The sequence below is a fragment of the Nonomuraea sp. ATR24 genome, assembly GCF_041950485.1.
In the GTDB taxonomy this organism is placed as follows: domain Bacteria; phylum Actinomycetota; class Actinomycetes; order Streptosporangiales; family Streptosporangiaceae; genus Nonomuraea; species Nonomuraea ceibae.
This window is the reverse complement of the sequence record NZ_JBGNUU010000024.1, coordinates 65,877-78,098: the sequence shown is the minus strand read 5'-3', so window position 1 is coordinate 78,098 and position 12,222 is coordinate 65,877. Positions and strand designations below refer to the sequence as shown.

19 protein-coding genes are annotated in these 12,222 nt (G+C 71.4%); 10 read left to right on the top strand and 9 right to left on the bottom strand.

Annotated features, from left to right (window positions below; genetic code table 11):
• Nucleotides 1-6 precede the first annotated feature (6 nt).
• Together ACBI99_RS38625 and ACBI99_RS38620 are read right to left on the bottom strand one after the other, a co-directional pair.
• Entirely contained in the window at nt 7-495 is a 489-nt protein-coding gene (locus ACBI99_RS38625; protein ID WP_219498702.1) for a hypothetical protein, read from the bottom strand.
• A 117-nt stretch (nt 496-612) separates the two neighbouring features.
• Nucleotides 613-1,194 carry a YdeI family protein gene (locus tag ACBI99_RS38620; protein WP_375074736.1) on the bottom strand — a complete coding sequence of 194 codons (582 nt, stop codon included), beginning with the start codon at nt 1,192-1,194 and terminating at the stop codon, nt 613-615.
• Nucleotides 1,195-1,352: 158 nt separating this feature from the next.
• Here ACBI99_RS38620 and ACBI99_RS38615 point away from each other — a divergent pair, with 158 nt between their 5' ends.
• From ACBI99_RS38615 to ACBI99_RS38595, 5 genes are all read left to right on the top strand, one after another.
• The gene (locus ACBI99_RS38615; protein WP_375074735.1) at nt 1,353-1,604 is read left to right on the top strand and encodes a hypothetical protein; all 252 of its coding nucleotides are present in this window, start codon (nt 1,353-1,355) and stop codon (nt 1,602-1,604) included.
• Entirely contained in the window at nt 1,580-1,957 is a 378-nt protein-coding gene (locus ACBI99_RS38610; protein ID WP_375074734.1) for a zinc-binding dehydrogenase, read from the top strand. Before ACBI99_RS38615 ends, ACBI99_RS38610 begins: the two co-directional genes overlap by 25 nt.
• Before the next feature lie 336 nt (nt 1,958-2,293).
• A complete protein-coding gene (locus ACBI99_RS38605; protein ID WP_219498691.1) occupies nt 2,294-2,521 on the top strand; it encodes a hypothetical protein in 228 nt (75 codons plus the stop codon).
• A gap of 13 nt (nt 2,522-2,534) precedes the next feature.
• Nucleotides 2,535-2,945, top strand: a complete 411-nt coding sequence (locus tag ACBI99_RS38600; RefSeq protein ID WP_219499476.1) for a TIGR03668 family PPOX class F420-dependent oxidoreductase — start codon at nt 2,535-2,537, stop codon at nt 2,943-2,945.
• 67 nt (nt 2,946-3,012) lie between these two features.
• A complete protein-coding gene (locus ACBI99_RS38595; protein WP_219498689.1) occupies nt 3,013-3,303 on the top strand; it encodes a YiaA/YiaB family inner membrane protein in 291 nt (96 codons plus the stop codon).
• Nucleotides 3,304-3,306: 3 nt separating this feature from the next.
• Here ACBI99_RS38595 and ACBI99_RS38590 read toward each other — a convergent pair whose 3' ends face one another.
• The 6 genes from ACBI99_RS38590 to ACBI99_RS38565 form a co-directional block, all read right to left on the bottom strand.
• Entirely contained in the window at nt 3,307-3,957 is a 651-nt protein-coding gene (locus ACBI99_RS38590) for a response regulator transcription factor (RefSeq protein WP_219498686.1), read from the bottom strand.
• Nucleotides 3,954-5,057 carry a MacS family sensor histidine kinase gene (gene macS / locus ACBI99_RS38585; protein WP_375074733.1) on the bottom strand — a complete coding sequence of 368 codons (1,104 nt, stop codon included), beginning with the start codon at nt 5,055-5,057 and terminating at the stop codon, nt 3,954-3,956. The genes ACBI99_RS38590 and macS overlap by 4 nt, the downstream gene beginning before the upstream one ends.
• Nucleotides 5,058-5,077: 20 nt before the next feature.
• Nucleotides 5,078-5,515, bottom strand: coding sequence for a GNAT family N-acetyltransferase (locus ACBI99_RS38580; protein ID WP_375074732.1), 438 nt, complete (start codon nt 5,513-5,515; stop codon nt 5,078-5,080).
• A 32-nt stretch (nt 5,516-5,547) separates the two neighbouring features.
• Nucleotides 5,548-5,916, bottom strand: a complete 369-nt coding sequence (locus tag ACBI99_RS38575; RefSeq protein ID WP_364168302.1) for a VOC family protein — start codon at nt 5,914-5,916, stop codon at nt 5,548-5,550.
• Nucleotides 5,916-6,293, bottom strand: coding sequence for a VOC family protein (locus ACBI99_RS38570; RefSeq protein WP_375074731.1), 378 nt, complete (start codon nt 6,291-6,293; stop codon nt 5,916-5,918). Before ACBI99_RS38570 ends, ACBI99_RS38575 begins: the two co-directional genes overlap by 1 nt.
• A 102-nt stretch (nt 6,294-6,395) precedes the next feature.
• Nucleotides 6,396-7,526: a S1 family peptidase gene (locus tag ACBI99_RS38565; protein WP_375074730.1), complete on the bottom strand. Its 1,131-nt coding sequence runs from the start codon at nt 7,524-7,526 to the stop codon at nt 6,396-6,398.
• Nucleotides 7,527-7,794: 268 nt separating this feature from the next.
• Between ACBI99_RS38565 and ACBI99_RS38560 the strand changes: the two genes are divergently transcribed.
• The 5 genes from ACBI99_RS38560 (at nt 7,795) to ACBI99_RS38540 (ending at nt 11,902) form a co-directional block, all read left to right on the top strand.
• Nucleotides 7,795-9,531: an MDR family MFS transporter gene (locus tag ACBI99_RS38560; RefSeq protein ID WP_375074729.1), complete on the top strand. Its 1,737-nt coding sequence runs from the start codon at nt 7,795-7,797 to the stop codon at nt 9,529-9,531.
• A complete protein-coding gene (locus tag ACBI99_RS38555; protein WP_357591224.1) occupies nt 9,528-9,944 on the top strand; it encodes a hypothetical protein in 417 nt (138 codons plus the stop codon). Before ACBI99_RS38560 ends, ACBI99_RS38555 begins: the two co-directional genes overlap by 4 nt.
• Nucleotides 9,941-10,195, top strand: a complete 255-nt coding sequence (locus ACBI99_RS38550) for a hypothetical protein (protein WP_375074728.1) — start codon at nt 9,941-9,943, stop codon at nt 10,193-10,195. The genes ACBI99_RS38555 and ACBI99_RS38550 overlap by 4 nt, the downstream gene beginning before the upstream one ends.
• 29 nt (nt 10,196-10,224) lie before the next feature.
• Nucleotides 10,225-10,944 (top strand): M15 family metallopeptidase, encoded by a 720-nt coding sequence (locus ACBI99_RS38545; protein ID WP_375074727.1) that lies wholly within the window; start codon nt 10,225-10,227, stop codon nt 10,942-10,944.
• A gap of 112 nt (nt 10,945-11,056) precedes the next feature.
• The gene (locus ACBI99_RS38540; protein ID WP_357591219.1) at nt 11,057-11,902 is read left to right on the top strand and encodes an NUDIX domain-containing protein; all 846 of its coding nucleotides are present in this window, start codon (nt 11,057-11,059) and stop codon (nt 11,900-11,902) included.
• Here the strand turns inward: ACBI99_RS38540 and ACBI99_RS38535 are convergent.
• Complete coding sequence (locus ACBI99_RS38535) at nt 11,885-12,211, bottom strand: STAS domain-containing protein (RefSeq protein WP_219498660.1); 327 nt, start codon at nt 12,209-12,211, stop codon at nt 11,885-11,887. The two genes, ACBI99_RS38540 and ACBI99_RS38535, sit on opposite strands and share 18 nt — an antisense overlap.
• Between the last annotated feature and the right edge of the window lie 11 nt (nt 12,212-12,222).

Here is a 12,222-nt window from a genome sequence, read left to right as displayed (position 1 = left end):
TTCCTCCTACTTGATGGTGCTGGCCTTCTGGGCGGCGACGTAGTTCGCGGCGGCGGTGGAGATCTTGCCGCTGTCGGTGCGCAGCACCTCGGTGAGAATGCCGGCGCTGTCCCGCCAGGTGTCGGCGATGGTGTTGAGCCGGTTGACGAACATCAGTCCGACGATCGGAATGCCGGCCATCGGGGCCAGGTGCCAGCCTTCGAAGCGGGGCGTCCACTGCTTGACGCTGTCGACGCCGATGGCCGAGTCGCCCATCGTTCCGGCGAACTTGCGCACGTACCAGGCGTCGACCTCGTAGCCGCCCGAGGGGGTGCCGCCTCCGGGGTCGGCGACGGACGGCGGCGGCGCGGACGACGCCTGTACGGTCTGCGCCGACTGTGCGCGCACGGTGGGCGGGAGGCAGACCGGTGGCGGGCACGCGGGAGTGTGCGGGCACGGGCTCACCAGCGGCGGCGGCACCGTGCCGGCCTGGGAGGACGGGTCATCGGTCGACACGGCCTCGTTTTTACCAATTTGGATCAAGGCCGTGGGGTGATTCGGTGCCCCTGAAGCCAATGTTCAGCCGTTCGTCACCATTGCGACATTTACCCGTCCTCGGCACGCCCGGGGGGCTCACGGGTAGATCTTCTGGTGCTCCCTCAGCATCGCGACGAACTTCTCGATCCGCGCCGCCCGCGTCGCGGGCCGCTTGGCGTCGCCGACGCGGTAGAGGATCGCGTAACGGTTGGCCCTGTCGAGCGTGGCGAAGAACTCCGCCGCCGCGGGGTCGGCGTCGAGCGCCGCCTGAAGGTCATCGGGTACGGTCGCCGTGCTCGACGATTCGTAGGCCGCCTCCCACCGGCCGTCGGCCTTCGCCTTCTCGACCTGCGCGAGGCCGGCCGGGCGCATCGCCCCGGCGGCGATGAGCCGTTCGACCTTGCCGCAGTTGACCTTCGACCACCGGCTCCTCGGCTTGCGCGGGGTGAACCGCTGCAGCCAGTGCTCGGCGTCGAACTTCACCTTCTGCCCGTCGATCCAGCCGAAGCAGAGCGCCACGTCCAGCGCCTCGGCGTACGTGACGGACGGGATGCCGGAGTCCTTCTTGGCGATCTTCAGCCAGAGGCCGGGCGAGACGGCGTGCTCGGCGTCGAGCCACTTCTCGAACTCGGCCTGGGAGGCGAAGGCGAGGATGGGGAGATCTTGCTTGTCCGTCACTGCTTTGACGCGCTCCTTCGGAACGGGGTCGCTCCCGGCTCGATCGTCGCACCCGGGCGTACGTAAGGCACCTTGAAGTGCGTACTTCCTGGTAGAAAGCCGCTCTCCATACGGTAGTCCGCGATTCCTGAAATATCCGGAACTGGGGGCGATTCTTCATGCGTGCCGTTGTCATCCGGGCCTTCGGCGGGCCCGAAGTCCTGCGGATCGCCGACGTCCCGGCGCCGGTCGCGGCGGAAGGGCAGGTCCGCATCCGGGTCGAGGCCGCGACGGTCAACCCGGTCGACCTGGCCACCCGGTCCGGCGCGCTCACCGGAGCGGGCCTGCTGCCGGCGCGCGACGTGATCGGCATCGGCTGGGACGCCGCCGGGACGGCCTGTCGCCCGTGGAGGCCGCCACGCTGCCCCTGAACGGCCTGACCGCCGCCCAGGCGCTCGACGGGCTCGGGCTGGGCGACGGGCAGACACTGCTGGTGACCGGGGCGGCCGGGGCCGTCGGCGGGTTCGCGGTCCAGCTGGCCGTCGCGCGCGGGCTGCGCGTCGTCGCGGTCGCCGGAGGCGCGCCGCCCCCGCTGCGCGGCATCCGGGTCTTCAACCACTGGATCCGCGCCGACGGCGCCCACCTGTCGCGCCTGGCCGCCCTGGCCGAAGCGGGCGCCCTCACCCTCCGCGTCGCCGGCGCCCTCCCCCTCGACCAGGTGGCCGCCGCCCACCACCGCCTCGCCACCACCCCCCTCCGCGGCCGCCTCGTCCTCACCCCGTAGCCGTACGATCCCGCGCGGCATGCGACCCGGACGAGGAACCGTACGGCGGGCAGTCCAGAGGCCCGTCGACACCCTGCTGGCGTCCGGGCGGGCACCGGGTGCTGGAGGTCGCCTGGGGTGAGCCGGGTCAGGACCGGTTCGAGATGACGGTGGCGCCGGTGCTCAGCGGATCTGGCTGGACCGGCCGGAGCGGGGTCTCACGCCTACGACATAGGCGGATTCGGAGGGGGATTCGGCCCCACAAGCCTTCTCCAGCCTGGTGCGAACAGTGTTCACCACGGACAAGTAACCTACCCCCGGTCGCGGGTAGTGGCCCGGGCGGCACATACTGGAGGGGTGAAGCCAGCTAGCGGCGCGCCCCGCCGCCACCTGCCTACCAGTCCCTTCAAACCCCCGCCTCCCGCTCCACCGGTCGAGCAGCTCAGCCTGAACGACCGGGTCACCCATGACCGTTTCGGCCTGGGTGTCGTCATCGGAGTGGAAGACGAGATCGCCGTCGTCGTCGACTTCGGGTCACGGCAGGAGCGGATCACGACACCTTTCCACAAGCTGTACAAGCTGTAGGACCGCTCAGGCGGTGCGATTGGATGCCGGGACGGCGCGCCGGCTGTTCGGGGCCGCGCGGGTCGCCCGGCTGGGCACCGCCGGTTCCGACGGGTTGCCGCGTGTGGTGCCCGTGACGTTCGCCGTGCTCGGCGAACGGGTCGTGACGGCTGTCGACCACAAGCCGAAGCGCACCGCCGACCTGAGGCGGCTGCGCGACATCCGCGCGAATCCGAACGTCTCGCTGCTCGTCGACCATTACGAGGACGACTGGACGCGCCTGTGGTGGGCGCGTGCCGACGGCAGCGCGCAGATCGCCGACGAGGCCGAGCGTGCCGAGGCGCTCGACGCGCTGGTGGCCAAGTACGACCAGTACGCGGGCCGACGCCCGGAGGGCCCGGTGATCGTCGTGGCCGTGACCCGCTGGTCCGGCTGGCGCTACTGAGAACGGCGGCACGTACTCAGGTACGCGTACTCATGTGCTCGCCTGCCCGGTGGCGAATTCTGGGGGCATGACCAAACCAGTCCAGCCCACCATGACCGCCGCCTACTACGCGCAGAGTGTCATCTCGTTCGCCGTGGCGCTCGGCAGCACGGCGCTCGGCATCGTCTTCCTGCCGATCGACCCCTGGGTGCGGGCGTTCCTGGCGATCGCGGTGCTGTATACGGTGACGTCCGCGTTCGGCCTGGCCAAGGTCATCCGTGACCGGCAGGAGGTCGCCCACATGTCCAGCCGGGTCGACCAGGCGCGCCTGGACAAGCTGCTCACCGAGCACGACCCGTACAAGGTCGACAGTCTTTGACCGTCAGGCCTGGTCGAGCCCGCGTTCGATGGCGTAGCGGACGAGCTCGACGCGGTTGTGGAGTTGCAGCTTGTTCAGGGTGTTCTGTACGTGGTTCTGCACGGTGCGGTGGCTGAGCACGAGGCGTTCGGCGATCTGCTTGTAGGACAGGCCCTTGGCGACCAGGCGCAGCACCTCGGTCTCGCGGTCGGTGAGGCTGGGCCCGTCGGCGGCGGGGCGCTGGGTGGCGAGGCGGCGGTATTCGCCGAGCACGAGCCCGGCCAGGCCGGGGGTGAAGACGGGTTCGCCTTCGGCGGTGCGGCGGACGGCGTCGAGGAACTCCTCCCGGCTCGCCGACTTGACCAGGTAGCCGGAGGCTCCGGCCTTGACCGCCTCCAGCACGTCCTCGTGCTCGCCGCTGGCCGACAGGACCAGGACGCGGGGCGGCTGTTCGGTGGCGGCCAGGCCACGGGCGACCTCGACGCCGGGCAGGTCGGGCAGTTGCAGGTCGAGGATGACCACGTCGGGCCGGATGGCGCCGGCGACGCGCAGCGCCTGACGGCCCTCGCCGACGGTCGCCACGACCTCGTAGGCGGCGTTCTCCAGGTCGCGGGCGACGGCGTCGCGCCACATCGGGTGGTCGTCCACCACCATCACGCGCAGGGCACTGGTCATCTGGTCACTGTAATCTCGACCTCGGTGCCCTGGCCGGGCACGGAGGCGATCGTGACGGTGCCGCCGAGGTCGGCGATCCGGCCGCGGATCGACTGCGCGATGCCGAGCCTGCCTTCGGCCTCGGCTTCGGCGAGGCGGCCTGCGGGGATGCCGGGGCCCTCGTCGCGCACGGTGATGGTGATCGATCCGGCGTCGTCCTCGGCGAAGACCCAGGCGCGGGCGTCCTCTCCGCAGTGCCGGCGCACGTTGTCGAGCGCCGCGCCGACGGCCGCCTCGACCTCGCGGGCGCGGGCGGCGGGCAGTGGCAGCGGGGTGGCCGGGGCGGAGACGGTCACGGTGGGCGTGGTGAAGCGGCGTAACCGGGCGCCCACGTCGACCAGGCCGGCGTCGTCCTCGGCGGTGGCAGGACCGCTGCGGATCAGCTCGCGCACGGCCGCCTCCTGCTCACCGGCGAGCCGGCCGAGCTCGGCGGCCTCTCCGCCGATCTCCAGGCCGCGCCGCTGCACCAGCGCCAGCACCTGCAGCACCGAGTCGTGGATGCCGCGCGCGATCCGCTCGCGCTCGCGCACGGCGGCCTCCCGCTCGACGGCCCGTTGCAGCCGCTCCTCCGCCTGCTTGGTGAGCCTGGCCACGTGGCCGACGACGGTGCCGGCCAGGATGAGCAGCACCGCGCCGTTGACCGGGACGGAGAGGTCGAAGCCGTGCGGTCCGCGCAGCCACAGGTCGGCGAGCGACAGCACGATCGCCGCCACGGCGCCGGCGCGCCGCCCGCCGTGGACCGCCCAGGCGAGCACCGGGCCGCCGACCCAGGTCGCCGTGACGGGCATCACCCCCGGCCCGGCGTCGGCCCCCTGGACGTACGGCGAGGCGGCCATGCAGCCGAGCGTGACGAGGACGTCGATCACCAGGAGGGCACGGCTGCGCGAGGTCGTGTAGGCGATGGTGGTGGCCACGGTCCACCCGGCCATCACGCCGAGGACGAGCCACCCGGCGACGGGCCGCGCATAGCCGCCGGCACTGGCCAGCAGCAGCGCGGCGTAGCCCAGGGAGGCGAAGCGATAGACCGCGATGGCCCGCCAGAACGACCCCTCGATGCCCATGTGGCCCGACTATAGGCGGGTCAGCTCAGCACCAGCATGACGTGGCCGTCGGGGTCGGTGCCGGTCCGCCGGAAGCCGCACCGCTCCAGCAGCCGGACGGACCCGGCGTTGCCCTCGTGCGGGTCGGCGTGCAGCGGCCGCTCCCGCTCCAGCTCCAGGAAGCGGGTCAGGGCCAGCGTGCCGACGCCCCTGCCCCAGAACTCGCGGCCGAGCCAGTAGCCGAGGAACCGCCGCTCGCCGTGCCACCAGGCCACCACGTTGCCCGCGAGCGCGCCGTCGACGGTCACCGCCTGGACGAGGCAGCCGGGGTCGCCGAGGACGTTGGCCTTCCAGTGGGCCATGAAGGCCTCGCGCTCCCGGGGCCGCCAGCGGGCCCGGGAGGCCGCCTCCGGGTCGCACTCCTGCTCGTGGAAGGTGCCGAGGTCGGCCTCGGTGACATCTCGCAAACGCACGTCCATGCGCCCGAGTGTGCCGCCCGGCACCGACAGAACTACTCCTGCAGCACGGACAGCACGTTGCCCGCCGGGTCGGTGAACCAGGCGATGAGCGGGCCGCCGCCCCGGAAGATCCCGCGCTCGTCGGTCTTCATGTGCGGGTAGCGCTCGAAGCGCACCCCTCGGCGGACCAGCTCGTCCACCGCCTGCTCGATGTCGTCGACCGGGAAGTTGAGGATCGTGTACGTGGCCGGCACGTGATCCTCCTTCGGGTAGACCAGGATGTCGCGGTCGCCCGCGATGTGCAGGGTGAGCATGCCGTGCTCCTCCGACACCCTGATGCCGAGCGTCCGGCCGTAGAACTCCTTGGCCGTGGCGATGTCGTCGACGGAGAAGCCGCTGAATGCCTTGGTCGTGCCGAACATCACATCGCCGCCCTGTGCTCGTCGCTGAGCTGGATGATCTGGACATAGTTGCCGTCCGGGTCGATGGCCGTGGCGAACAGGCTGCCGTCGCGGTCCTCCAGCTCGGCCAGCCAGGCGGCGCCGGTGCTCTCCATTCGCTTCGCCACGGCGCGGGCGTCGTCGACGTCGAAGTTGAGGATCATCCTGCCGGGCTCGGGGTTCTTGTCCGAGATGTCCGTCCGGTGGTCGATGAGCAGGTGGAAACTCCCGTACGTGAGCACCCGGTAGCCGTCGACGTCGGCGGTCTCGGTGGCGTCGAGGACCGTCTCGTACCAGGTGGCGAGCCTGCGCGGATCGGCGCTGGCCAGGAGCATGCCGTCAAGTGCGGGCCGCTTCATGGTCTCTCTCCTTGCGGGTCGATGTCGCTGTCACCCATGAAGACCAGGCTGCCCGCCGAAACTCATCGGAGCCCGGCGGCGCGCCGCCGGGCTCCGACCGGGTCAGATCGTCCTGAGCGTCAGCCCGTACGTGCTGAGGATCTCGTTGACCGGCTGGTGGTACGTGGTCCCGCCGGTGCTGCAGTTGCCGGAGCCGCCCGAGGTGACGCCCTGGGCCTGGCCGTTCGAGATGAACGGACCGCCGGAGTCACCCGGCTGGGCGCACGCGCTGGTGCGGGTCAGGCCGCTGACCGTGCCCTGCGGGTAGGTGACGCTGGCGTTGTGCTGCTGGATGGTGCCGCAGCGCCAGCCGGTGGTGGAGCCGGAGCGGCAGATGGACGAGCCCACGGGCGCCTGCGTGGAGCCGCGGACGGCGATGAGCGAGCCGCCGGCGCCGCGGACGTACGGGGTGGCGTTGTGGCCGGGCGTGGCGACCCAGGCGTAGTCGTTGCCGGGGAAGGAGGAGCCCTGGAAGGTGCCCGACGGGCTGCTGGTCCGGGCGCCGGTGCGACCGCAGTGGCCCGCGGTGACGAAGCCCGGGGTGGAGCCGCGGGTGACGGAGAAGCCGATGCTGCACCGGCTGGAGCCGATGTAGTAGGGGTCGCCGCCGACGATGTCCTGGTAGAGCTGCGGGCTCTCGGTGCTGACGGTGAGCTGGACCGCGCTGCGGTCGACGCCCGCGGCGGCGGCCAGGGCCTCGGCGGCCTGCTGCTGCCCGGCGACGATGACGACGCTGTTGGTCGTCACGTCGACGTACCAGAGGGAGGCGCCGGAGCGGGCCTTGCGGGGGGCCTGGTCGATCTTCGCCTTGACGCCGTCGAGCTGGGCCAGCGTGCGGGTCACCACGACGGGTTCGGCGCCCTTGGCCTCGATGGCCGGCTTCTCGGCCGCGTCGGTGGTGGCGACCATGAGCTTGGAGGCGTCGGCGTTCAGCCAGGCGCCGCCGTACGAGTCGCCTAACGAGGCGGTCAGCGTGGCTTCGACCGCGGCGGCTCGCTGTTCGTTGGCGAGACGGGTGACGACCTGCTGCTCGGTGAGGCCGAGGTCACGCTCGAGTGCGTCGATGACGGCCGGCGGGGTGTCCGCTGGTGCCGCTTGGGGGACCGGTTCGGCGGCCAGCGCGGGGGTGAATGGAGTGGCCAGGCAGGCGGCCAGGAGGGCGGTTCCTGCCAGCGCACAGCGTTTACCGAACATGTGCACTCCTTGATGGGGGTGCTGTCAAGTTACCGCTGCGTATGTCGGCCGCCACGTACCAAACGACCCGTATTACGGAGTTATGGGGCCCCTTGCGGTCCCAGACCGGAATCTTCCATGCTCGGGAATATATCCACTTGCCGAGCGGCTAGTAAACGGGCGTATACTCCAATGCGGACTTAAGAGGGGAAGTGGTGTCTTGGTAGCCCGGACACAGACCGCGACCCCCGCGGGACGGCACTACACCCACCGCGAGATTCTCGAGGTCATGTCGGGGCTCATGCTCGCCATGCTCACCTCGATGATCTCGACCTCCGTGGTGGGCACCGCGCTGCCGACGATCGTGGGGGAACTCGGCGGACAGGACCAGTACTCGTGGGTGGCGTCGGCGACCATGCTGACGATGACGGTGTCGACGCCGTTGTGGGGCAAGCTGTCGGACCTGTTCGGCCGCAAGCTGCTCTTCCAGACCGCCCTCGGGCTGTTCGTCGCGGCGTCGCTCGTCGCCGGCCTGTCACAGGACATGGGCCAGCTCATCGCCGCCCGCGCCGTGCAGGGACTGGGCGTCGGCGGCCTGTCCGCCCTGTCGCAGGTCATCCTGGGCGACATCGTCTCGCCGCGCGAGCGCGGCCGCTACTCCGGCTACATGGGCGCCGTCTTCGGCATCTCCACCGTCGCCGGGCCGCTGCTCGGCGGGTTCATCGTCGACGCCGACTGGCTCGGCTGGCGCTGGTGCTTCTACGTGGTCGTGCCGTTCGCTCTGGTGTCCTTCTTCGTGATCCAGAAGGTGCTCAAGCTGCCGTCGGTCAAGCGTGACACCACGATCGACATCTGGGGCGCCACCACCATCACGGCCAGCGCGAGCGCGCTGATGCTGCTGTTGACCTTCGGCGGCAACCAGTTCGCGTGGAACTCGCCCTGGACCTACTTCCTCGGCGCGCTCAGCCTGCTCATGCTGGCCCTGGCCGTGGTCGCCGAGCGCACCCACGGCAACCCGATCCTGCCGCCCCGCCTCTTCCGCAACCGCACGTTCGTGCTGACCAGCCTCGCCTCGCTGTTCGTCGGCATGGCGATGTTCGGCGCGATGATCTACCTGCCGCAGTACCTGCAGATCGTCAAGGGCATGTCGCCGACCGCGTCCGGGCTCATGACGCTGCCGATGGTGTTCGCGCTGTTCGTGTCCGGCGTGGTCTCCGGCAAGATCGTCACCCGGACCGGCAGGTGGAAGCTCTTCCCCGTCGCCGGCCTGCTCATCGTGGCCGTCGGGCTGTTCCTGCTGTCGCGGCTGCACGTCGACTCCGGCGAATGGCTCATCGGCTTCGACGTGGCCGTGCTGGGCCTCGGGCTCGGGCTGTCCATGCAGATGCTGATCCTGGCCGCGCAGAACGGCTCCGAGCTGCGCGACATGGCCGCGACCACGTCCGGCGTGTCGTTCTTCCGATCGCTCGGCGGCGCCGTCGGCGTGGCCGCGTTCGGCGCCATCCTCACCAACCGCCTCAACAGCGAGATGGCCGACATGCTGCGCGCCGCGGGCATGAAGCCCAGCGCCGACACCGCCTCGCTCGGCAGCCCCGACCAGATCCAGCACCTGCCCGAGCCGATCAAGAACATCATCCTGGAGGCGTTCACGCGCGGCCTGGAGACCGTGTTCATCGTCGGCGTGCCCATCGCGCTGCTCGGCTTCGTCGCCACGCTCCTGCTCAAGGAGCTGCCGCTGCGCGGCTCCGCGGCCCCGCCCGAGCCCGCCGCCCCGCCGCTCGGCAAGGACGACCTGGTCCTGGCCGGGCTGCTGCTGGAGCTCGTCGCCCAGCGGGTGGAGCGTACCAACGGGCGGCCGTCCGCCCTGCTCACCGCGGTCGCCCGGATGGCCCCGCCCGACGACCGGTCCGAGCCGGAACGCGCCAGGTCGGTGGCGCAGAACGTGCTGCGCCCCACCTCGCGCGCGCTGATCGCGCAGGCCGCGCCGCCGCGCAAAGACCTCGTCACTGGAGGGATCCCGCAATGATTCGCAAGTTCATCGGCGCCGTCACGGCCGTCCTGGCGGCCCTGGCCGGCCTGTGGCTGATGCTCGCCCCGTTCGCCCTGGGCACCCAGCCGGCGAACGCCGACTGGACCGATCCGACCACCGCCGAGTTCTTCACCGGCCTCGGCGTGGCCGTCATCGGGCTCGCCGGCGCCGCCGCCTTCGCCGCCGCCATCCACGAGGACCTCGTCGCACGCGGCCTCGTGACCGTACGCGAGCGCAAGGCCGAGCCGGAGCCCGAGCCCGCCCCGGCGGCGCCGCAGACCTCATCCGCGGAGCTCGCCGCCCTGCTCGCGCCGCTCGTCGAGGCGCTGCGCGAGGACCTGAACCACACCGCCCGCCCGAACCGCCAGAACGGCTCGGTCACCCTGGTCACCGCCGAGGAGAACCGATGAAGGCCAAACTGGGCGTCTCCGCCCTCGTCCTGCTGTTCCTGACCGGCCTCTGGCTGGTGGCCGCGCCGTTCGCGATCGGCTACCAGCCCGCCGGCGCCGCCTACACCGACGCCACCGTCAACGACCTGTGGATCGGCGGCGGGCTCGCCGTCGTCTCGTTCCTCGCCCTGGTCATGTACGCGGCCGACGCCCTGCGCGAGCTCACCCGGGGACGGCACGTCGGCTCGCCGACCGGCGACCGTACACCCTGACCTGGCACGACGTCGCATATGGTGGCCAGATGAAGCGTGCTGCCGCCATGACGTTCGTGATGCTCGCGTCCGTCGCGTGCGGCGGGCAGGCGCCGGTCGCGTCCTCCGCGCCCAGCCCGCCGGCCGCACCCACGACGCGGACGCCCGCCACCCCGACGCCGACCCCGACCGCCACCGAGCCGCCCGAGTTCAAGGCCGAGGTCAGCACCATCAGCCGTGACCGCCTGCGGCACTCATGGCGCTCCGGCTGCCCGGTCCACTACCGCGACCTGCGGCTGATCACGATGTCCTACTGGGGCTTCGACGACAAACCGCACACCGGCGAGCTCGTCGTCAGGAAGACCGTCACCGACGACGTCGTCACCGTCTTCCGCAAGCTGTACGACTGGCGGTGGCCGATCCGGCGGATGGAGCTCGTCGACGTCTACCGGGGCGACGACTACGACTCCATCGACGCCGACAACACCTCGGCCTTCAACTGCCGCCGCGCCACCGGGTCCGGGAGCTGGTCCAACCACGCCTACGGCGAGGCCATCGACCTCAACCCGCGCGAGAACCCGTACGTCACCGCCGGCGGCGACACCGCCCACCCGAACGCCGAGAAGTACACCGAACGCCCGATGAAGGGCAAAGGCGTCATCAACCCCGGCGACAAGGTCGTACGGGCCTTCGCGGCCGTCGGCTGGGAGTGGGGCGGCGACTGGTCCGGCACCAAGGACTACCAGCACTTCAGCAAGGGCGGCGGCTGAGCCCGGACCCGGCGCCCGTCACGCACGGTGCGCCCAGGGTTACCGCAGGTCAGAAGGTACGTAGGATGATGACCACCACGTCATCTCAAGCGAAGGCTGCGACAATTTCGACATGGCGGACAAGGACGGCGACGGCTGGACCGAATGCGGACGAGGCCACCGGCACTGGGGGCTCCACGGCGCCTCCGGGCTCCTGGCCGTGCACCATGACGACCTCGGCACCCCGCACGTGCTGATGCAGAAGCGGTCCTGGTGGAGCCACCACGGCGGCACCTGGGGCCTGCCCGGCGGAGCCCGCGACAGCCACGAGGACGCCGTGGCGTCCGCGCTGCGCGAGGCCCACGAGGAAGCCGCGCTCGCCGCTGACGGGCTGCGCGTCCAGGGCGTCTACCTCGACGACCACGGCGGCTGGCAGTTCGAGACCGTGATCGCCGAGTCGGCCGAGCGGCTGGCCGCCGTGTGCGCCAACGGCGAGAGCGACGAGCTGCGCTGGGTGCCGCTGCCCGAGGTGCCGGGGCGCAAGCTGCATCCCGGGTTCGCCGAGACGTGGGACGACATCCAGGGCGCGATCAGCCCCGAGACCGTCGTGCTCGACGTGGCCAACATCGTCGGCGCCCGCCACGAGCACGGCTGGTGGAACGACCGGCTCGGTGCCGCCACCCGGCTGCTGCACGACGTGGCGGGGCTGCGGCTGGACCATCCGGTGCTGGCGCAGTGGTTCCCGCGCATGGTGGCGGTCGTCGAGGGCGCCGCCAGGGGCGTGCCCGACATGCCCGGCATCCAGGTGGTCGCCGCCACCGGCAACGGCGACGACGCCATCGTGGACGTGGTGGCCCGGGCCAAACGGTGGGAGCGGATGCTCGTCGTCACCGCCGACCGGGCCCTGAAGGACCGCGTCACCGAGCTCGGCGCCGAGACCACCGGACCGCGCTGGCTGCTCTCACAGCTGGGCCGGTAGGACCCCGTCGAAGACCGCCTTGAGCCCGGTCACGTCGAGCACGCGGCGCAGCACCCCGTGCACGCCCGTCAGGCGCAGCCCGCCGCCGTGCGCGCCCACCGCCCGCTGCAGCTCCACCAGCACCCACAGGCCGCTCGAATCGCAGAACTCCAGCCCGAGCGCGTCCACCACCAGATCGAACCGGCCCTCGGCGGGCAGGTCGGCCAGCCGCTCCTTGAACCGGGGGGCCGTCAGCTTGTCGAGGTCGCCGGCCAGGCGCACGACGATGACGCCCTCGCCGCGCTCCACCTCGACGCTGAGATCCGCCACCTCCTGAACGT